Source organism: Vibrio sp. 10N.222.51.C5 (assembly GCF_041474575.1).
GTDB classification, from domain to species: Bacteria; Pseudomonadota; Gammaproteobacteria; order Enterobacterales; family Vibrionaceae; genus Vibrio; species Vibrio crassostreae_C.
The window spans coordinates 48,916-70,269 of record NZ_JBFRUJ010000080.1 but is presented as its reverse complement, the minus strand read 5'-3'; the positions used below and the strand labels follow the sequence as shown (position 1 = coordinate 70,269).

General features: G+C 44.0%; 18 protein-coding genes. 10 read left to right on the top strand and 8 right to left on the bottom strand.

The features are described 5' to 3' along the window. Positions 1 to 32: 32 nt before the first annotated feature. The gene (locus AB4558_RS21100) at positions 33 to 527 is read right to left on the bottom strand and encodes a hypothetical protein (RefSeq protein WP_017064644.1); all 495 of its coding nucleotides are present in this window, start codon (positions 525 to 527) and stop codon (positions 33 to 35) included. A gap of 248 nt (positions 528 to 775) precedes the next feature. Here AB4558_RS21100 and AB4558_RS21095 point away from each other — a divergent pair, with 248 nt between their 5' ends. The 4 genes from AB4558_RS21095 to AB4558_RS21080 all read left to right on the top strand — a co-directional run bounded on the left by AB4558_RS21095 (position 776) and on the right by AB4558_RS21080 (position 6,874). Continuing rightward, positions 776 to 1,255, top strand: coding sequence for a CreA family protein (locus AB4558_RS21095; RefSeq protein ID WP_017064645.1), 480 nt, complete (start codon positions 776 to 778; stop codon positions 1,253 to 1,255). Positions 1,256 to 1,384: 129 nt separating this feature from the next. Then, positions 1,385 to 2,689 (top strand): inosine/guanosine kinase, encoded by a 1,305-nt coding sequence (locus AB4558_RS21090; RefSeq protein ID WP_372072898.1) that lies wholly within the window; start codon positions 1,385 to 1,387, stop codon positions 2,687 to 2,689. A gap of 294 nt (positions 2,690 to 2,983) precedes the next feature. After that, a complete protein-coding gene (locus AB4558_RS21085; protein WP_372072896.1) occupies positions 2,984 to 4,732 on the top strand; it encodes a formate--tetrahydrofolate ligase in 1,749 nt (582 codons plus the stop codon). Positions 4,733 to 4,969: 237 nt separating this feature from the next. After that, positions 4,970 to 6,874 carry a diguanylate cyclase gene (locus AB4558_RS21080; RefSeq protein ID WP_136978563.1) on the top strand — a complete coding sequence of 635 codons (1,905 nt, stop codon included), beginning with the start codon at positions 4,970 to 4,972 and terminating at the stop codon, positions 6,872 to 6,874. 63 nt (positions 6,875 to 6,937) lie between these two features. Here the strand turns inward: AB4558_RS21080 and AB4558_RS21075 are convergent, their stop codons facing one another. Then, a complete protein-coding gene (locus tag AB4558_RS21075) occupies positions 6,938 to 7,543 on the bottom strand; it encodes a beta-phosphoglucomutase family hydrolase (RefSeq protein WP_017069882.1) in 606 nt (201 codons plus the stop codon). 87 nt (positions 7,544 to 7,630) lie between these two features. Between AB4558_RS21075 and arfB the strand changes: the two genes are divergently transcribed. Continuing rightward, complete coding sequence (gene arfB / locus AB4558_RS21070; RefSeq protein ID WP_017059842.1) at positions 7,631 to 8,041, top strand: alternative ribosome rescue aminoacyl-tRNA hydrolase ArfB; 411 nt, start codon at positions 7,631 to 7,633, stop codon at positions 8,039 to 8,041. Between the two features lie 93 nt (positions 8,042 to 8,134). Here the strand turns inward: arfB and AB4558_RS21065 are convergent, their stop codons facing one another. Next, positions 8,135 to 8,452 carry a helix-turn-helix transcriptional regulator gene (locus tag AB4558_RS21065; protein WP_017059843.1) on the bottom strand — a complete coding sequence of 106 codons (318 nt, stop codon included), beginning with the start codon at positions 8,450 to 8,452 and terminating at the stop codon, positions 8,135 to 8,137. Between the two features lie 200 nt (positions 8,453 to 8,652). Here AB4558_RS21065 and AB4558_RS21060 point away from each other — a divergent pair, with 200 nt between their 5' ends. Continuing rightward, positions 8,653 to 8,979: a hypothetical protein gene (locus AB4558_RS21060; RefSeq protein WP_372072894.1), complete on the top strand. Its 327-nt coding sequence runs from the start codon at positions 8,653 to 8,655 to the stop codon at positions 8,977 to 8,979. Between the two features lie 100 nt (positions 8,980 to 9,079). Here AB4558_RS21060 and AB4558_RS21055 read toward each other — a convergent pair whose 3' ends face one another. The 3 genes from AB4558_RS21055 to AB4558_RS21045 form a co-directional block, all read right to left on the bottom strand. Then, positions 9,080 to 10,141 (bottom strand): trypsin-like serine protease, encoded by a 1,062-nt coding sequence (locus tag AB4558_RS21055; protein ID WP_372072892.1) that lies wholly within the window; start codon positions 10,139 to 10,141, stop codon positions 9,080 to 9,082. Positions 10,142 to 10,420: 279 nt separating this feature from the next. Next, positions 10,421 to 11,554 carry a glycine cleavage system aminomethyltransferase GcvT gene (gene gcvT / locus AB4558_RS21050; protein WP_372072890.1) on the bottom strand — a complete coding sequence of 378 codons (1,134 nt, stop codon included), beginning with the start codon at positions 11,552 to 11,554 and terminating at the stop codon, positions 10,421 to 10,423. 447 nt (positions 11,555 to 12,001) lie between these two features. Further along, the gene (locus tag AB4558_RS21045; protein WP_372159087.1) at positions 12,002 to 12,625 is read right to left on the bottom strand and encodes a helix-turn-helix domain-containing protein; all 624 of its coding nucleotides are present in this window, start codon (positions 12,623 to 12,625) and stop codon (positions 12,002 to 12,004) included. A gap of 441 nt (positions 12,626 to 13,066) precedes the next feature. On the opposite strand from AB4558_RS21045, the gene AB4558_RS21040 reads away from it, so the two are divergent. From AB4558_RS21040 to gcvP, 3 genes are all read left to right on the top strand, one after another. After that, a complete protein-coding gene (locus AB4558_RS21040; protein WP_372159082.1) occupies positions 13,067 to 14,359 on the top strand; it encodes a serine hydroxymethyltransferase in 1,293 nt (430 codons plus the stop codon). A gap of 51 nt (positions 14,360 to 14,410) precedes the next feature. Further along, positions 14,411 to 14,791, top strand: a complete 381-nt coding sequence (gene gcvH / locus AB4558_RS21035) for a glycine cleavage system protein GcvH (protein WP_017064654.1) — start codon at positions 14,411 to 14,413, stop codon at positions 14,789 to 14,791. Positions 14,792 to 14,881: 90 nt separating this feature from the next. Continuing rightward, positions 14,882 to 17,761, top strand: coding sequence for an aminomethyl-transferring glycine dehydrogenase (gene gcvP, locus AB4558_RS21030; protein ID WP_372159081.1), 2,880 nt, complete (start codon positions 14,882 to 14,884; stop codon positions 17,759 to 17,761). A 335-nt stretch (positions 17,762 to 18,096) separates the two neighbouring features. On the opposite strand, the gene AB4558_RS21025 is transcribed toward gcvP, so the two are convergent. Next, a complete protein-coding gene (locus AB4558_RS21025) occupies positions 18,097 to 18,357 on the bottom strand; it encodes a hypothetical protein (RefSeq protein ID WP_372159080.1) in 261 nt (86 codons plus the stop codon). A gap of 353 nt (positions 18,358 to 18,710) precedes the next feature. Here AB4558_RS21025 and AB4558_RS21020 point away from each other — a divergent pair, with 353 nt between their 5' ends. Beyond that, positions 18,711 to 20,093, top strand: coding sequence for an MATE family efflux transporter (locus AB4558_RS21020; RefSeq protein ID WP_372159079.1), 1,383 nt, complete (start codon positions 18,711 to 18,713; stop codon positions 20,091 to 20,093). Between the two features lie 87 nt (positions 20,094 to 20,180). Here AB4558_RS21020 and AB4558_RS21015 read toward each other — a convergent pair whose 3' ends face one another. Then, positions 20,181 to 21,236 carry a DUF1254 domain-containing protein gene (locus tag AB4558_RS21015; protein WP_136973497.1) on the bottom strand — a complete coding sequence of 352 codons (1,056 nt, stop codon included), beginning with the start codon at positions 21,234 to 21,236 and terminating at the stop codon, positions 20,181 to 20,183. Positions 21,237 to 21,354 lie beyond the last annotated feature (118 nt).

Sequence of the window (21,354 nt, the reverse complement as noted above, 5' to 3'; positions counted from 1 at the left end):
TGTACTTAGATTAACGCTTTGTCAAAGAATCTTTAGTTCTCGATCCATACTTTATCGCAAGAAGCATGATCTTGTGCCCAAAAATCGTGTAACTGCTTAGCAAAGTTGTTGATACTTTGACCATTTTCAGCAACGACATCCGAGATCAATAGGGAACCATCCGCTTCTGTGACGATAGCGCTCGCCACAACTTCACCGTTTTGAGTACCAATATATAATACATGATCGTCAGAAAGCATAATTTGGCTCAAGAACTCAAGCATGTGTGCCCTTTCGATTTCATCTTGGTAAACGCTTGCTTGGTTGAGTGAAAATAGCACGGTCAATTTATGGAAATCGACTTTATGCAGTTCATCAATTTGGGAAGGAGTTTGATCTTGTGCTAGGAGTTGGTATGTCTTGGATGGAAGTTTGCTTTGATAAAGTTCACGGCCGAGGAGGCTCTCTTTTGCGGGGTAAGCAATATCGAGCTGACTAAATAGCCATTGGTTTTTCTTGTGTGCAATTTCAGGTATTTCGTTATTCATTCTTTTAGTACCTACGGTTAGTATCCCCAAATATCGCAGTTATTTGGAAGACATACGGTCGGCTGAGGTGCCGAGCTACAAGCAGAGAGCATACAGAGCATGACCAAGGCCAACAAGTACTTTAAATGCTTCATATTTTTCATTATCCAACAACATCCTTTAAGAACTTAACGAAAAGCTCTACACTCGTATCCAAGCTTTCAATATCCTTATAGTAAACAGAACTATATAAATAAAAAGGACTTCTTATGAAAAAAGCCTTAATAGCAGCAGGTATCGTGACAATGTTAGCTGGCTGTTCGGACAACGAGGTTGGCGACGTCTCACTGGGTTTCTTCACAATGAAGGATATCAAGATGTCTTCATTAGATGACGATAAGATCGCGGGTGTTACCTGTCATATCGCATCAATCGAAGCAAACCTTAGCCTTTCTGATCCAAGTGATAGCTCTATATCTTGTCGTCAAACAGGTGAAATTACACCAGAAATGATTGCTCAAATAGACAAGAGTAAGTCTGGCGAAGTGGTATTCAAGCAATCGAAAAGTATCTTCTTTAAAACAATGAAGGTTCGTCGTATCTACGATGCAGAGAATCAGTCGCTGCTTTACTTGTCTTACACCACCAAAGAAACAGAAGGTAGCTTCAAACACAGCCTTTCAACTGTTCCACTATGGGGTACAGAGGCTTACGTTGATCCAGCGACGTTAGTACAGCCAACCGAGTAGTTTCAAACATATAGTTAGTTGAATCACCTGTACAGACATTGTGCAGGTGATTCAAAATGCAATAAAAATGAAAGAAACAGAAACAAAATGTGATATCATGCGGCAAAATTTTTTCACTGTATTTTTCATATGAAGTTTCCTGGACAGCGTAAATCTAAGCACTACTTTCCAACTCACGCACGTGATCCGTTGGTCAACCAAATTCAACAAACGCCTAAGCTTCACCGCGCAACGATTGTGGGTGTTGGCCAAACGATTGTTGATATCGAAGCCCGTGTTGACAACGAGTTCCTAGAAAAATACGAGCTGAGTAAAGGTCACTCACTGGTATTGGAAGAAAGTAAAGCAGATGCGCTGTATGAAGAGTTAGTTGAGCGCGGTTTGATCACGCATCAATATCCTGGCGATACTATCGGCAACACACTGCACAACTATTCCGTACTTGCGGACAGCAAATCTGTCCTGCTTGGCGTAATGTCTAAGAAGATTGAAGTTGGCTCATTTGGTTATCGTTACCTTTGCCGCACTTCTTCTCGTATGAATCTAAACCACCTTCAAACTGTTGATGGTCCAATTGGTCGTTGTTACACGCTGATTTCTGAAGATGGCGAACGTACGTTTGCAATCAACGAAGGCCACATGAACCAACTTCTTCCAGAAAGCATTCCTGAAAAAGTCTTCGAGAAAGCTTCTGCATTGGTTGTGTCGTCATACCTAATGCGTGGCAAACCTGAAGACCCGATGCCAAAAGCGGTACAAAAAGCGATTGAATACGCGAAAGCGCACAATGTGCCTGTTGTACTAACACTTGGTACTAAGTATGTGATCGAAGGCAACGCTGAATGGTGGCAAGAATACCTGAAAGAAAACGTAACCATCGTCGCGATGAACGAAGATGAAGGTGAAGCGCTAACGGGTGAAAAAGATCCTCTATTGGCTGCTAACAAGGCACTTGAGTGGGTTGACCTAGTTCTATGTACTGCAGGCCCTATTGGTCTATACATGGCAGGTTACACTGACGAACCAGCGAAACGCGAAACCACACTGCCATTGTTACCGGGTAACATCCCTGAGTTCAATAAATACGAATTCAGCCGTGCGATGCGTAAGCAAGACTGTAAAGGCCCAGTAAAAGTGTACTCTCACATTGGCCCTTACCTAGGTGGCCCACTTGAGATTAAGAATACCAATGGCGCTGGCGATGGTGCACTTTCAGCACTACTTCACGACATGGCAGCAAATAGCTACCACCACGTGAATGTACCAAACTCAGAGAAACACGAGCACACTTGTCTAACTTACTCTTCACTGTCTCAAATTTGTAAGTACGCAAACCGTGTAAGCTACGAAGTGTTGACTCAGCACTCTCCTCGCCTTTCTCGTGCATTACCTGAACGCGAAGATAGCTTAGAAGAAACATACTGGGATCGTTAATCGACCATATTAGGCAGTTACCTCTTAAAGGTTAACGCCAAGTGAGATTACCCATTCCTTGAAGGGCTGCTATATGCAGCCCTTTTTGTATTCAACACCAATATAACGGCAGCTGAAGTTAATCATATCGAATATTTTGCTCGTTTAAGATTTGATCTCGCGCAATGACTCTTTAGATCTGTTATCTTTCAGCACATAATTCGTGTGGTTTGCCTTTACTTGGCAAATTTATACAGTACTATCGCCACGCAAACGTTTACGTACCACCTTTCGGTTCTGATATAAGGATCAAATATGCTGTCTGATATTGATATTTGTCGCTCTACTCCCCTTAAAAACATCAGTGAGGTTGCCAAGCAAGCTGGCCTGCACCACAACGAACATCAGCCATTAGGGCAATTCAAATCTAAAGTGTCTCTCACATCACTTGAACGCCTCGCCAACCAACAAGATGGTAAGTTAGTCGTAATCACGGCGATCACACCGACACCTCTTGGTGAAGGCAAAACCGTCACTACTATCGGATTAGCACAAGGCCTCGCAAAGATTAACCAATCTGCAATGGCCTGCATTCGTCAGCCTTCAATAGGCCCGGTATTTGGTGTAAAAGGCGGCGCAGCGGGCGGTGGTTACTCTCAAGTTGCCCCTATGGAACAATTAAACCTGCATCTCACGGGCGATATTCATGCTGTTACGGCCGCTCACAACCTCGCCTCCGCCGCCATTGATGCACGTTTGTATCATGAACAGCGTGAAGGGTTAGACGCCTTTGAAACGCGCTCAGGCTTAAAAGCACTGAATATCGACCCAAGTAGAATCGTTTGGCGACGTGTACTTGACCATAATGATCGCGCATTACGCATGATCACGGTTGGCAAGAACGAAGCAGACAAAACAATTAACGGCTTTGAGCGAGAAGATGGATTTGATATCTCAGCCGCTTCTGAACTAATGGCCATTCTTGCTCTAGCCAATGACCTTCAAGATTTGAGAAAGCGCATCGGACGAGTGGTACTTGCTTACAACAAACAAGGCTTGCCGCTAACCGCAGATGACTTCAACGTTGCAGGCGCAATGACCGTGACCATGAAGGATTCTATTGAACCAACATTGATGCAAACCCTTGAAGGCGTTCCTACCCTAATTCACGCCGGGCCTTTCGCGAACATCGCACATGGTAACTCTTCAATTATTGCCGATAAAATAGCGTTAAAGCTGAGTGACTTTGTGGTAACTGAAGGTGGTTTCGGCTCAGACATGGGCTTTGAGAAAGCGTGCAACATAAAAGCGAAAGCGTCGAACAAGAAGCCCGATTGCGCCGTAGTTGTCGCAACATTACGCGGATTAAAAGCCAACTCTGGTTTGTACGATTTGAGACCGGGCACTCCGTTACCTGATTCAATCTTTAATGATGACCAAGACGCGCTTGTTGCAGGGTTTGAGAACCTAAAATGGCACATCACTAACGTTAAGCAATACCAAGTGCCTACAGTTGTTGCGATTAACCGATTCCCACAAGACTCAGCTCAAGAGCTCGATGCTTTGAAACAGATGATCACCGACTTCGATCCAAGCGTTAGCGTTGAAGTAAGCGAAGCATTTGGTCAAGGTGGCGAAGGGGCGACTCAACTGGCTCACGCCGTGGTAAAAGCTTGCCAAAAACAGAGTGGATTTAAGCCTTTGTATCACTCAGAGCAAAGCCTAGAAGAAAAGCTGATGGCAGTCGCTGAAGTTGGCTATGGCGCAGCAAGTATTACGCTATCTCCACTGGCTAAAAAACAACTGGCCGAATTCAAACTGCATGGCTATAACGACCTATCGGTTTGTTTAGCAAAAACACCATTATCGATCTCGACAGAAGCACACGTAAAAGGTGCACCAATCCAATTTGACGTGCCCGTTAGAGAACTAAAATTGTGTGCTGGTGCTGGTTTTATTTACGCGTTGTGCGGCAATGTGATGACCATGCCAGGCTTGCCTGACAAACCGGCGTTCATGTCGTTAGATATTGATAGTAATGGAAATATCGTAGGCCTAAGCTAGCTGTCCTTAGTTAGATAAGCGGCAATTAATCGCGATTAATTTGGCTAATATTTCGGAACATCGTTATATATTGAGCAATCATTTACTAACGAAGTGATTGCTCAACAATCAAGCTTAACTGCAAAAAGTTGCACTTAAATCGTAGTTATATGCGAATATTGTCTTAACTTCTCGGTCAAGATCACATTAAAAACCCTATAAAATATATAGTATTGCGCTGATTCTTTGAGGACAGTGATGAATACAAGTATAAAAAAACTAGTCAGCCAATTTCTATGTACCATCTTTGCCCTAGGACTAGTCCCTGCCCTCTACATCAATTCTGAACTTGACAGAATTGATGCTCAGCACACTCTAAATATTAAGCAGTCTAGCCAAAATCAAATCGAATACAGCTTTCATGAACTCGCTGTTATTGTTGAGCAAATCTCTAACTCTGTTCCGTCAATCGCCGACTCTCAAACACTACTCCGAGCGATTCGAGAACCTTCTATTATCCATAAAGAAACCCTGCAAGATCTTTGGGTGATGTTAGCTCGTGGCCAAAAATACTATTCCCATCTTCGTTACCTCGATCTAGCTGGCAACGAAGTGTTTCGCGTTAATTATAAAGACAATCAAGCAATCGTGGTTCCAGATAGTGAACTGCAGAACAAGTCTTCGCGTGATTACTATGAGGTACTACAGCAATTAAAGATTGGTGAGATTAGCTCTCGCGGTATTGATCTTGAAGTCGAAAACGGAGAGATCGTTCGCCCTTTGATTCCAGCGCTACGCATTATGACGCCAGTCGCTGAAAACAACCGCATTATTGGTTACTTCATCGCAAACCTGAACATGCTTGAGATTTATAAGCGCCTTCACTATCAAATTGGTGCATCTTCTGCTGTTCCTATTATTCTCAACAAAACCGGACACATAATCATGGGGCCGGATCCTACGGAATCTTTCGGACATGTAATTGAATCACGTTCAGAGCAGACTTACGCAAAGTTATACCCTGAGCTTTGGACTGCGATTCAAGACAAGACATCTTCGAGCTATTTCGATGGTGAGAACTGGTATTTTCATTCCGACATCAGCCCTAAAATCAAACAGTTTGAAGGCCCTATTTACATGGTTCTTCACATTGAAAATCAGCAGTTCAGCAGTCAATACCGAGAAGAAAAACAAGCGATCGTCGTTCAGATCATCACCTTGTCTTTCTTGATTTCGATGATCTCCGCTGGCTTCGTATTGTGGAACAGCAACCACAAGAAGAACAGTATCGAGAGCCAACTTGCTAAGGCCGCAATGAATGGCATGTCTGCCTTGGTGATTACCGACAGAAACAACCGAATCATCAAAGTAAACCAAGAGTTCACCCGTGTGAGTGGCTACGAGTTAGAAGACGTAAAAGGCCGCCAACCGTCCATGTTTGCCTCTGGTCGCTACAACGAAGAGTTCTACATCAAGATGTGGAGCATCATCAAAGAGAAAGGCATGTGGGAAGGCGAAGTGGTTAATCGTCGTAAAGACGGGTCTTTGATCACGGAAATATTGCGAATCCAAACCATTAAAGACTCGAAAGACGTGATTCAGTTTTATGTCGCTTCATTTGTGGATATAAGTAAACACAAAGAGCTAGAAAACAAACTGAGAAACCTGAGTGAAAAAGATGCCTTAGCTGGGTGTTGGAACCGCCGTAAATTCGATCTTGAGCTGCGAGATGAGTGCTCTCGTGTTAATCGTTACCCTACTCGCGAACAGTCTTGTTTAGCGATTTTGGACATAGACCACTTCAAACGCATCAACGACAGATTTGGTCACGATTATGGAGATCGCGTCATTCAAACCGTTGCTCAAGTATTACAACGAGAGTGCCGAGAAACTGATTTTGTGGCTCGTATTGGTGGCGAAGAGTTTGGCGTTATTCTGCCTCATACCACAACAGAAGAAGCTGAGTATGTACTTAACAGATTGAGAATCGCAGTCAGTATTGAGCTCGATAACGTGGTGACGGTCAGTGGTGGAATTACCAACCTGACCAACGACCCTGCTCTTAGCTACAAGTGCGCCGATTTAGCACTTTATGAAGCCAAAGCAGCAGGTCGAAACAGTGTGTGCCTGTTCCTAGACAGCGAAATGAGCGAAATCGCCTAACAGAAAATCAGTATTGTTCCGCTAGGCTATTAGTTTGGCGGTTTAACAACCCAATCCTTGCAATCAGCTTGGTGCAGGATAGAACTCTAGTTTGTTCCCCTCTACCACTAGAATACAATCCATGTTCGCAGCATGAGCAGCCTGCTTACCTAGGTTCGTATCTTCAAACACAACACACTGCTTTGGCTGCAAACCCATACCAAAACACGCATCTAAGAAAGTATCCGGATTTGGTTTGTGATTCTTAACGTCTGTTGCTGTCACGAGAATATCGAGCTTACTCAAGATCTCTGTCTTATCCAGTAACTGTTCGGCACTTTTACGTTGACTGCCCGTTCCGACTGCAATCTTCTTGTTACCCAGATGCTCTAACAACAGAGAGTGAGTACAAGGGATAACGTCTCCTTTGTCTTCGATAGCCGCAAACGACGCCATTTTAAACGTAGAAACCGCTTGTGGGTCGAGCGATAAACCGTATTTGCTGTTCACCTCACCGGCTATCTTATAACTCGGCATGCCACCTAAGCTATGCAGCCAAGACGCTTCAAAATGAAAGCCAAACTCTTCAGCCGTTCGCTCCCACGCCTTTACATGTGCAGGCATTGTATCGATCAACGTACCGTCCATATCAAAGATTAATCCTTCATATGCCGTTAAATCTATTTTCATCACTACTACCACTCTTAAATAAAGTTACTGATACCATAACCAATATTCAGTATCATGGCGCCATATTACCGTTCAAAATGGATGTTTATGTTACAAATATCTAACTCTGTTTCGATTCAAGACTGGGAACTCCAGTTAACAGCGATCAGAGCACAAGGAGCCGGCGGTCAGAACGTCAATAAAGTATCGAGCGCGATACATTTACGTTTTGATATCAAGCACTCTACCCTACCTGACTTCTATAAAGAAAAGCTCCTCGCACACAAAGATAGCCGCATCACCAAAGACGGTGTGATTATCATTAAAGCGCAACAGTATAGAACTCAGGAACAAAACCGAGATGATGCTTTAGTGCGCTTGAAAGAATTGATCTTGGAAGCGACAAAGGTTCAAAAAGTAAGACGAGCAACTAAGCCGACGCGTGGCTCTCAGAAAAGACGTTTAGAAAGCAAAAAACAAAGAAGCACCACCAAACAGCTGCGTGGAAGAGTGAGCTGATGGCTTCATGCCCTCAGAGAACACATTACCCTAGAAGTATCTGTCAATTTGACTAACGAATCGATCTATTACGCTGTTTATTTGAAAGAAAGACTACTGCTTCTTTTTGACCGACAAAATCAGCTTGATCAACAACAGGCGCTCTTCGCTGGTCAGCAGACGACTGACCGCAGCTACATCTTCCGCTGTTACTTGTGATGCGCCAACAATATCAAGCACCACATCCAAATCCGTTACTTTTAAGGTTCTAGTGATTGAACGATACTGAGACATCTTGATGTCCGCCTCTCCGCGTTCAATCCTTTGATAGGTTTTTAAGCTCATTCCTGCACTCGAGGCTAACTTTTCTTGAGACAAGTTGGCTTGTTTCCTACGCTCAATCAGCGCCAATATTATGGGTTCTTGTGACATAAGCTCATCCTCAAAAGACAGTTATGTCCTAAATTCAGCAAGAAGCAGACCATATTGACTTGTGATGGTTTACATAAGCCATCAAAGGCATATTATTCGCTTGATAAAACCGTTACGTTTCATAAACCTTCACACTGATATCAGTTGTGAACGTACAGGCTAGGTAACTTGAGTATTCAAGTGTTGGGAAATAATAAAAATTGCAAATTGCGAATAAAAAAGACGTCATATTGGAAATTGCGAATCGTTATAAATTGGCATTTCCTTGCATTAAGCACGCATTAGAAACGGACAATGCCCGCTCCGAAATTATTGCAGTGCAACATAAGCTACTCACGTACAAAGAGGTGTTGCTGCACGGGAACATGTTGGAAGGTAAGGAATTAAAGCAAGCTTTTTCTGCATTGAACGAAAATGAAAAAGGTGTGGCTCAAGGTGGGATTAAAAGCATCAATGCTGCGATAAAAGAGATGGATGAGATTCTAGAAAGATACAGCCGTAAAGCGGTTATCGAGCTGAGTAACTAGTTCTACAAGCAACTAACCAACTGCACACCTGCAAAAGTAAAAAATAAAAAGTCGACGCTATCTTTAAATAAAGCGTCGACTTGTTCAAAACATTGAAGATCTAACGTTTAACTGCTTTTCTAACACCAGCAATCAACATCAGCATCCCTAGCAAACCAAATGAAATACCTCCGCCACTGCTACCAGAGCCAGTTGACGCACTTGTCCCAGCAACAGCAACTCGTTTTGCCTCTGTCGCGGTAAACTGGACAGTTTCCGTGCTATCATTTACCCCTTTAGTTACATCCGTAATCCAATCTTTATAATCATATACCTCTGTAAATACAGATGTTACGCCGATGTCATCACCGCAAGTAGTCGGCCCAAAACTCGTTATACCGACCTGTTCATATGTAGAGCCATTTTTCCAAAACACCGGACCACCAGAATCGCCTTGGCATGTACCCCCGTATAAGCCATTATTCGGTCCGTTACCGTTGAAACAAATTTGTTTATCAGTGACTAACGGACCGAAAACAGCTTTACAATTAAGAGTATCAACATATGTCAGGTCAACTTGTTGTAGCAATGTCGTACCATCAACATCAGTCTCGATGTCACCATGGCCAACTGCAACGAAATCATTCGCAGCATTAAGGTATGTCTCAAATTGAGGGATAACAGTTTCAGCTGAGGATTGAAGGTTAAGAGAAGCTTCTAACTTTAAAATCGCAATATCATTTCTTAATAGTTGATTGATACTGTTTGAATAATCCGTTCGATAATACACCTCAGATACTCGTACTTTCTGGATGCTACCGTTAGGGAATAGAGAAGTATCTTCCAATTGAGGAACAACTACCGTGAAAAGTTGAGCATTCTCATCACCATAAATACAGTGTGCAGCAGTCAGTACATGATAGTTATCTAAAATTGTCGCACCACAGTAAGGGCCTGTTGAGTAAACACCGTCATAATCAATACGATCAATGAACAAGCTTGCCATCGAAGGAAATTCCGTGACTGAAGCGTCGCTACCATTCACAATATAGGGTGTTACACCCAAATCAGGAGTACTTTCGTCCGTGTTTTCCGTTGCCATAACACTTGATGTGTAAATTAATGGCGCTAAAAGCCCTAAAACGGCTTTGCGAACCGGCCTCATTGTATGGTTTACGTTCATAGTTAACTCCTTGTAACCCCTACTACTTATTTACAAAAATGATGAATCGTCACCATAACACGTCACAATCGTGATTATAGTAAGTATTTGTAACGATATCGCCACATATCTCATTTTATAAACGAATTTTAAGTAACCGTTGTTAGTGGGTAACGTTAAAAGCAATACGTTACCAAAGACATACGCTACCAAAATCAAAAAAGCCTACCGTTAGGCTTCCCAATAAAGAGAAGCAAACAATAGGCTTTCATTTAGCTTAGTGGTTTCTCTTAAAAGAGATTAGCCACGATAGTAACGCTGAGGTACGAATGGCATTTTTTCTACTGTCATTGGTAGCTTCTTGCCACGAACTTCAGCGAATACTTCAGTGCCAATAACCGCTAGGTCAGTACGAACGTAAGCCATAGAAACAGGCTTGCCCGCGTTAGGACCCGCAGTACCACTTGTTACAACGCCAATCTTGTTGTCTTCAGCATCGAACAGCTCAGCGCCTTCACGTACTGGTGCTTTAGTCTGACCAACAAGACCAACACGCTTGCGTTGAACGTCTTTAGTCGCGATTTGCTCAAGGATGATATCAGCGCCAGGGAAACCGCCTGCACGTTCACCGTCAGTACGACGCACTTTTTGGATACCCCATAAAAGGCTAGCTTCTACCGGCGTTGTTGTTGTATCTAGATCGTGACCGTACAGACATAGACCACACTCAAGACGAAGTGAGTCACGAGCACCAAGGCCAATCCACTCTACTTCTGGTTCTGATGTTAGTTTACGAGCAAGTGCTTCAGCGTGATCGTTCGGTACTGAGATTTCGTAGCCATCTTCACCGGTATAACCACTGCGGCTTACGATGCACTCTACGCCGTCGATATCGACTTTTTGAACATCCATGAACAGCATGTCTGCAACGCTTGGTTGGAAACGAGCCAGAACTTCAGACGCTTTCGGACCTTGAAGTGCTAATAGAGCGCGGTCATCAATCACTTCGATTTTTACGTCTGCAGGAAGGTGAGCCGTTAGGTGGTCGATATCTTGTGTTTTACACGCCGCGTTCACAACAACAAATAGGTGATCGCCAAGGTTAGCAACCATAAGATCATCCATGATGCCGCCCTGTTCATTAGTAAAGAAGGCGTAGCGCTGCTTACCAGAAGGCAGGTCGATAATATCTACTGGAACCAGAGATTCTAAAACAGCGGCTGCATTTTCACCGTGTAGACGCAGTTGCCCCATGTGAGAAACATCAAAAAGACCAGCAGCGTCACGAGTGTGTAAGTGCTCTTTCTTTACACCTAGTGGATACTGAACTGGCATGTCGTAGCCAGCAAAAGGAACCATTTTTGCGCCGACTTCAACGTGAAGTGCATGCAGAGGTGTTTTTAGTAGGTCTTGATTAGCGTGTTCTTGAGTCATTTTATTCTCCATGAAGCGTTGCAGGCTTTCCAAATCGAATCTGCCGCTTATATCTCTATTTAGAGTCGCCTCTAACGATATGGGTTAACGTTAGAAACAGTAGATAGTAAAAAGTGATGTCTTCTATATAGGCTTTTATTACTAGCGATATAAAAAGAGGCTTCTGTATAAAAGCTATACGACTCACTTTCTAAGAATTCACTTCAGTAAACTTCAATCAACATGAGTAAACTGTGTTCACTATAGTAAACAAGCCTGAGTCAGTTTTACACCCTTAACAAGATTAAAACAGCTCAAAATGTGATATTTAACAATTTAAAAACAACTTTCAGTCGCATACAAAAACGCGATATTGATGCTTTTCACACCAACATCGCGTCTTTTGGCAAACGTTAGAAACAAAAGCAAACGTTTGCATTCACTATAAGAAATTCTAACTTTGTTAACTTATTTTGCAGTCACCCACAAAATCAGTGCATCTTCTGTACTAGTAGAAATCAACATATGCCCCATGTTGGCGTCGTAATACATGCTGTCACCTTCGCTCATGGGTACCGGCTCATAGAATTCTGAGTAGAACATCACATCACCAGAGATCACTATCAAGAACTCCTCACCATCGTGGCGAACCCAATCGTTATACTCTTCAAAGGTGCGTGCTCTCACTCGGCTCTTGAACGGCATCATCTTCTTATTCGAAAGTTCTGTCGCGAGCAGTTCATGCTCGTAAGTCGGAGTTGGGTGAGGTTTGCCCTGACCTGCTTTAGTTAAGTCACGACGTCCTGTGGCAACCTTTTTTCTTGGTGGCTCAAAGAGTTGTGGCATATCAATTTGCAAACCCATAGCCAATTTCTGCATCGCTTGGAACGTCGGTGAGATTTGTTCGTTCTCGATTTTACTCAGCGTAGAGCGCGCCAAACCAGTACGTTGGCTCGCCTCTTCTAACGTAATGCCCAGCTTGCTGCGGATATCTTTAATACGCTGGCCGAGCCTAAGTGGTTCGATATTCTGATCTAACGTCTCTTTCGCCAACGTTAAAGATGGGTACTCATCATAAATGTCTTCTGACATAGGTCCCTCATTCATTTCTTACTTCCTGTCTATTGATTTCATTGTTGCATGAAGCGCTTTGTTGATTAAAGAGCACACAGGGAAATAAAGCGTGCTCCCTGTAGCAAAACGAGAAAATCTGTTTCCTATTGGAAATTTTTGTTGAAAATTGATTTTATCGGAGCTATGTTATCGACTTGTTAGATGAAGAGATGCTACTTCAGCTTGCAGCAAGTGATAGATTTAACATTTGTAAGAGCTGTTTTTTACCCGAAATTTTTGGGAACCAATTCGTGCTGCATTGCCCCTACAACGATCGCTTAGACGCTGTAAGAGTATATTTATAACGCAATTCACGTTTAACTATACCTATATAGCGCAAACGATACCGATGCAGAAATCAACGTAAGACCTAATGGACTATAAAAACAATCACCATTAGCTTAATGAAAGGTCTCGACAATGAACGCTTACCAAAACCATAGCTTAGACAGTTTTTTCTCTACGAACCTATCTGCGACTGACGACGCAGTATTTGCTGGAATCCAAGCAGAGAACACTCGTCAAAACGAACAAATCGAACTTATTGCTTCTGAGAACATCGTTTCTAAAGCAGTAATGCAAGCTCAAGGCACTTGCCTAACCAACAAATACGCAGAAGGCTACCCAGGCCGTCGTTACTACGGTGGTTGTGAGCACGTAGATACAGTAGAAGCTATCGCAATCGAACGCGCTAAGCAGCTGTTCAAATGTGAATACGTAAACGTACAGCCTCACTCTGGCGCTCAAGCGAACGGCGCAGTTAAACTTGCCCTACTTCAACCTGGCGACACTATCCTAGGTATGTCTCTAGACGCTGGTGGTCACCTTACACACGGTGCGCGCCCTGCGCTTTCAGGCAAATGGTTCAACGCAGTTCAATACGGCGTAGACCGCGACACTCTTGAAATCGATTACGAAGCGGTACGCGCTCTCGCTATCGAATGCCAACCTAAAATGATTATTGCAGGTGGTAGTGCTATCCCACGCGTTATCGACTTCGCTAAATTCCGCGAAATCGCTGACGAAGTTGGCGCTATCCTAATGGTCGATATGGCACACATCGCGGGTCTTATCGCGACAGGTGCTCACCCTAGCCCACTACCACACGCACACGTTGTGACTACAACAACGCACAAAACACTTCGTGGCCCACGCGGCGGCATGATTCTGACTAACCACGAAGACATCAACAAAAAGATCAACTCTGCAGTGTTCCCTGGCCTTCAAGGTGGCCCATTAATGCACGTTATCGCGGCTAAAGCAGTGGCGTTTGGCGAGGCACTTGGCCCAGAATTTAATACTTATATTGATTCAGTGATCGACAACGCAAAAGTTCTTGCTGAAGTGTTGCAAACTCGCGGTTGTGACATTGTGACTGGCGGAACAGACACGCACCTAATGCTGGTTGACCTTCGTCCTAAGGGCTTGAAAGGTAACGTAACTGAAGAAGCATTAGAGCGTGCAGGGATCACATGTAACAAAAATGGCATACCATTCGACTCAGAGAAGCCTATGATTACTTCTGGCATTCGTTTAGGTACGCCAGCTGGAACCAGTCGTGGTTTTGGCACTGAAGAATTCAAACTTATCGGTGAATGGATCGGCGATGTTCTTGACGGCTTAGTTGAAAGCCCTGAAGGCAACGCTGAAGTTGAGCAACGTGTTCGCAAGCAAGTTAAAGAGCTTTGCAAACGCTTCCCTCTTTACCGTTAAACCGTTTTTAAGATTTAAATTAAAACCTCATAAATTTTTGGAGAATAAGCAATGGACAATACACTAAAGTTTGCAGACAGCCACGAGTGGGTAAAAGACAACGGTGACGGTACTGTGACTATTGGTATTTCTGAGCACGCTCAAGAGATGCTAGGTGACGTTGTGTTTGTTGACCTGCCTGACACTGATGACGAAATTGAAGCTGGCGAAAGCTTCTCTCTAGTTGAATCAGTGAAAGCTGCTTCTGATATCTACGCACCAATCTCTGGCGAAATCGTAGAAATCAACGAAGAATTAGAAGATAGCCCAGAGCTAATCAACGAAGAACCTTATGAAGGTGGTTGGATTGTTAAAGTGAAGATGTCTGATGCGTCTGAACTAAACAACCTTAAAGATGCGGAAGAATACCTAAGCTCTATCGAAGAAGACTAATAGGTAACCTCATTACGATAAAGCTGCTCTTTTGGAGCAGCTTAATTTTAGGGGCTAGCTCACGGCTCCAGAGAGAAAGTAGAACATATCATGACTGAATTACTTCAAAGCCAATTACTGAAAGACTTGGGTACGCAAAACGAGTTTGTTGCTCGTCATAACGGCCCTAATAAAGCAGACCAGCAAAAAATGCTTGAAGCGATCAACGCGACTAGCTTAGAAGCACTGATCGACGAAACGGTTCCTGCACAAATCCGTCTTGAAAAACCAATGACACTTGCTGCGCCACTGAGCGAAATGGACATGCTGACCTCTCTTAAAGAGATCGCTAACCTAAACCAAGTGAAACGTACTTTCATTGGCCAAGGCTACTACAACACATTCACTCCAAACGTTATTCTACGTAACGTTTTAGAGAATCCAGGCTGGTACACAGCTTACACACCATACCAACCAGAGATTTCTCAAGGTCGTCTTGAAGCTCTACTGAATTACCAACAAATGGTAATGGACTTAACTGGTATGGAAATCGCGAACGCGTCTCTTCTTGATGAAGCGACAGCGGCTGGCGAAGCGATGACACTGTGTAAGCGTGCTGGTAAAAGCAAGAGCAAAGTATTCTTCGTTGCTGACGATGTTCACCCTCAAACACTAGAAGTTGTTAAAACTCGTGCTGAGTACATCGGTTTTGAAGTAATGGTTGGTGCTCTTGAAACACTTCCAGAGCAAGACGTATTTGGTGCGTTGGTTCAATACCCTGGTACAACAGGTGAAGTTCGCGACCTAACAGACATCATTGCGAAAGCTCAAGCAAACAAGACTCTTGTAACGGTTGCAACTGACCTACTTGCTTCTGCTCTACTTAAGCCAGCTGGCGAAATGGGCGCAGACGTAGTAATCGGTTCGGCTCAGCGTTTCGGTGTTCCTATGGGTTACGGCGGTCCACACGCTGCATTCATGGGTACTCGTGAAAAGCATAAGCGTACAATGCCAGGTCGTGTAATCGGTGTTTCAATCGATACTCACGGTAACCAAGCACTACGTATGGCAATGCAAACTCGTGAGCAACACATCCGCCGCGAGAAAGCGACATCGAACATCTGTACAGCTCAAGCACTTCTAGCAAATATGGCGTCTTTCTACGCGGTTTACCACGGTGCAGAAGGCCTTCGTACTATTGCTCGTCGTACACACCACATGACAGCTATCCTAGCGGCTGGCCTGACTAAAGCGGGTTACGAGCTAACGAACAACAGCTTCTTTGATACCATCACGCTGAACACAGAAGACAAGACAGATGCACTGTACGCAAAAGCGCAAGCAGCAGACATCAACCTTCGTCGACTTGTTGGTAAAATCGGTATCAGCTTAGATGAAACAACTACAGTCGACGACGTGAATGCCCTATTCGCTATCTTCGACGTAAAAGAAGACGTTCAAGCGCTATCTTCCGACATTGCATCAAACGAGTTTGCAGCAATTCCAGAAAACTGCCGTCGTGAATCAGAGTTCCTAACTCACCCAGTATTCAACACGCACCACAGCGAAACGCAAATGATGCGTTACCTAAAACAGCTTGAGAACAAAGACTTCTCACTAACGCACGGCATGATCCCACTGGGCAGCTGTACGATGAAGCTGAACGCTGCTGCTGAGATGATTCCAGTAACATGGCCTGAGTTTGGTTCAATTCACCCATTCGCACCTCTAGAGCAAGCGGCGGGTTACACAGCGCTAGCGAAAGATCTTAAAGAGAAGCTATGTGAAATCACTGGTTACGACGATTTCTCACTACAGCCTAACTCTGGTGCATCTGGCGAATACGCAGGTCTAATCGCGATTCAACGCTACCACGCAAGCCGCGGTGAAGCTCACCGTAACGTTTGTCTGATTCCAAGCTCTGCGCACGGTACTAACCCTGCAACAGCGTCTATGGTTTCTATGAAGGTAGTGGTTGTTAAGTGTGATGAAGATGGCAACATCGACATGACAGACCTAGCAGCGAAAATCGAGAAGCACAAAGAAAACCTATCAAGCATCATGATCACTTACCCTTCTACGCACGGCGTATACGAAGAGCAAGTGAAAGAAGTGTGTGAACAAGTACACGCAGCGGGCGGTCAGGTTTACCTAGACGGCGCGAACATGAACGCTCAAGTAGGCCTAACTTCACCTGGCTTCATCGGTTCAGACGTATCTCACTTGAACCTACACAAAACATTCTGTATCCCACACGGTGGTGGCGGTCCAGGTATGGGCCCTATCGGCGTTAAATCGCACCTAGCACCTTTCCTACCAGGTCACATCGAAAATGGTGTACAAGGTTCTGACTACGCAGTATCAGCTGCAGATCTAGGTAGTGCTTCAATTCTACCTATCTCTTGGGCTTACATCGCGATGATGGGCGAACCAGGCCTAACAGACGCAACGAAAGTAGCGATTCTGAACGCGAACTACGTGATGGAAAAACTACGTCCTCACTACCCTGTTCTTTACCGTGGTACTAACGGCCGCGTAGCGCACGAATGTATTATCGATATTCGCCCGCTAAAAGAAGACACAGGCATCAGCGAAGAAGATATTGCTAAGCGTCTAATGGACTTCGGTTTCCACGCGCCTACGATGTCTTTCCCAGTAGCTGGCACACTAATGGTAGAGCCAACTGAGTCAGAAGACTTAGAAGAGCTAGACCGTTTCTGTGAAGCGATGATCGCAATCCGTCACGAAATGGCAGCAGTGAAAGCGGGGGAATGGCCACTAGACAACAACCCTCTAGTGAACGCACCGCACACACAAGTTGACCTTTCTGGCGCAGAATGGGATCGCCCTTACTCTCGTGAACTTGGTTGTTTCCCATCGAAAGCAACGAAGAACTCGAAGTACTGGCCTACAGTTAACCGTGTAGACAACGTATACGGCGACCGTAACCTAATCTGTTCTTGCCCAAGCATCGACAACTACGAAGACTAATTTTTTGTAGAATCTGAATAGACAAAGGCGAACCGTTTGGTTCGCCTTTTTTGTTTTTTGATTCCAGATTATATGGCTAATTAAGCATTGACCTTACCGTAAGGGAAAGGTTTAAGGTTGATCTAAACCAACACTGAATTAGGAATTAATTATGGGATGTTGTAACAGAGCACCAAAAGGTGGAGCCCCTCTTGGCTTACTTCTAAAAGTCACGCTTGGGATTGGTCTTTTAGTGTTTCTACTGGCTCTGTGGCAGTAGAAATCTCTCTATACCCAATCAAACAGAATATGGTACATAGTGTTCAAATTAACTATGCGCGTCGCCGATCTGCTGGCTATCTCTCAAGCTCAATTTTATTTCGTATGTAAGTTGGGATAGCGAGCTTGTCGTCTAGACTGTCAAATTTTGACTCAGTATTAGCGCCAACAATCTCGTTTAGCTCATCAAAGCTAACCCCGATGACTCTCGATGCCGTCATAAGACCATTAATAAACGACTTCTTTTCACGCTTTTTCTGGACTTCACTCACTGGTATTTCGCAATAATCACAATACTCTTGAGCAAGTAATGCCAACAACTCAACTTTCGATTCCATATCTATACCTTTAATAGAAATATATTGACCTATTATCAGACAGTTAAAGAATAAATTCTAGGTAATAGATATAACAGTAATTTGTGATGCCCATTTGAAAATTTAATAGGTAAATGTCGAAATTCATCATCTAGTTTCATTTCCATTAAAATCATATGCTTATGGACATTAGACTAGTATCTTAACCATTAGAACCTATTCCTATCTCAGAGTTAGTTAAACTCTATAAATCCAATGCTTGACCCTATACGGTAAGGTGTTTATATTGTCGCCCGCCCAACGGGGCACATCCTAAAATGCACACCGGCCATCCTGCCATCATTCGTGTATTTATATTGGTGTTGTGAACTTCCATGCTAACGAAACTTCGTCCTTTTACTCGTGAATCGGGTGCGCTTATGCATCTTTCGATTCCAATCATTTTGACTCAAATAGCTACCCAAGCGATGGGATTTGTCGATACGACAATGGCTGGCCAAGTAAGCCCTGCCGATCTTGCCGCTATTGCTCTCGGCACTAGCCTTTGGATTCCTGTGTTGCTGCTACTGCGTGGCGTGATTATGGCGTTAACGCCTGTTGTCGCTTACCACCGTGGCGCACGTGACTTTCAAAGTATCTCTGTTGAATTCTTCCAGATGGTTTGGTTGGCATTAATCGCGAGTGTGCTGCTTATCGCTTACTTGGTGAGTGCGAAACCGATCCTAGAATGGATTGGTGTTGCCGCTGAAATCATCCCTATCGGCAGTGACTATGCGTTTGCCCTAGCCTTTGGTGTTCCGGGTATTGCCCTGTTCTACACCTTGAACGGCTTCTGTGAAGGTATGAACAACACCAAAGTGCCGATGATCATTTCGGTAATTGGTTTGCTGATTAACATTCCGGTCAACTACGTGCTTATCTACGGTAAGTTTGGTTTCCCTGAAATGGGTGCTGTTGGCTGTGGCTGGGCAACGAGCTTAGTGTATTGGCTAATGTCGGGAATGCTGTATTCCTACATTAAAGGCCATCATCATTACAAAACCATCATCAGCTTTGCAGACGCTAAGCCAAAAGCAAAAGAGATGCTTCATCTTTTAAGGTTAGGTTTACCTATCGGGATGAACATCGCGGTGTGTGGCAGTATCTTTGCGGTAATCGCTCTTATGATCGGCCGTATTGGTGCAGAGAACGTAGCAGCAGCACAAATTGCACTTAACATCTCGAGTCTGACTTACGTTATTCCAATGAGTATCTCGTTTGGCATTACGATTCGTGTTGGACACGCTTTGGGTGAAAAAGACGAACTCGGAGCGATTGAGCGCAGCAAAGTCGGTATCTTGGTTGCAGCGTTAATTTCATTGCTTTCGGTTGCGATGTTCTTGCTGTTCCCTGAGTGGATCATTAGGCTTTACACCACCGACCCTGCAATTAGCGCAACAGCAGCAGTATTGTTGACCTTTACTGCGATGTACCAGTTCAGCGATGCATTACAAACGTCTGCTAACGGTGCACTGCGTGGTTATAAAGATACCAAGATCCCGATGATCTTAGCTATCGCTTCATACTGGGGCTTAGCGTTACCACTGGGTATGGTGTTGGGCTTAACAGACCACATTGTTCCAGCAATGGGTGAAGAAGGCTTCTGGATTGGTATTCTGACGGGATTAAGCGTATCAGCTGCGTTGATGTTGCTTCGCTTGCGATACGTAATTAAGAAGCGTGACTTGCCACCAGCAAGTACTCCATTGTTAAACTAAGATAGACCTATAAGCTAATACAAAAAAGCGCGTTATTGCCATTTGGTAATAACGCGCATCTATAATCGTTGTACGACTATCACAACATTAGTTCACTGCTTTCACGTAAGGAAGCACTCGGAATCCATCACGTACTTTTTGGCTTGGAATGTAATGACGGAAAGCTAAGTTAAACACACCAGAATCGTTTTCTGTTTTGATGTTGTTTACTGCATCATCACCACAACCAAAGCTTACGGTGTAAGTGCCGTCTGCATTTTTCTCAGCCGTGTTTGAGCTTACGTTCGCCACTTCACCAAACATGAAACCTTGCTTGTTGTAGACCGTTACCGACCAAAACGCTTGGTTCTTAGGATCATCAAAGGTTGCCTGATGACAAGTGTCTGCTGGGAAGTTACCAGAGACTTCGTAAATATTGTCATCTAACTGCGCGCCACCCCAACCGATAGCCGCACCCACTGCGTACTTCTCTTTGGTAAACATCTCTTTTGAAGCATCTTCAGGGCTGGTAAACATACCAAACGTCGCCTGAGCACCATCGCGTTTCAGTAGTTTCGGCATTTCCATTTTAAGGTTTTTCTCTACCTCATCGAATGATTTCTCATCCACTTGCATTGCCATAAATTTGCCGTCTGCTTTTGCATCAATGCTCATCTGATCTTGGATTTTATGAACTTCATCTTTGGTGAACGTCGCATCGGTACGAACGATGACATACACGTGGTCACCACTATGTGTAGAAAGATCAAACGTACCAGAACCGTATTGCATTGGCTGAATGCGGTGGTCTTCTGTAATCACTTCCATCGACATGTATTTGCCTTCAGGAATCTCAGGCAACGTAATCGTCGCGCCTTGCGAAACGTTAATCACAGCCATTGAGTAGTAAGTGTCTCGGTTCATTCGAACCACAGGCTGTTTATCGGTTGGCGTTAGTTCGCGCTTGTGTAGGAATTTATTAACGCCAACAAGCTCTTGGTTTTTCAAATATTGGCGTGATGTTTCGTACACCGCGTAATTGTCGACGGTAGTCACTTCACCATCTGCATTGAAGAACTCTGTAAGAGTTGAAACTTCTTCAGCTGCGTAAGAAGAAAGAGAAACTGCGCTTAAACCTAAAACTACTAATGCTAATTTTTTCATTGTTGACCTCTAATAAAATCGATAACGCTAAATCAATACATAGTCCATTTGTTTTTGTTCGAACAGTTAGTTCGTTAACCGCTCAACTTGTGAACAATGTTATCAAGGCAGCATAAAT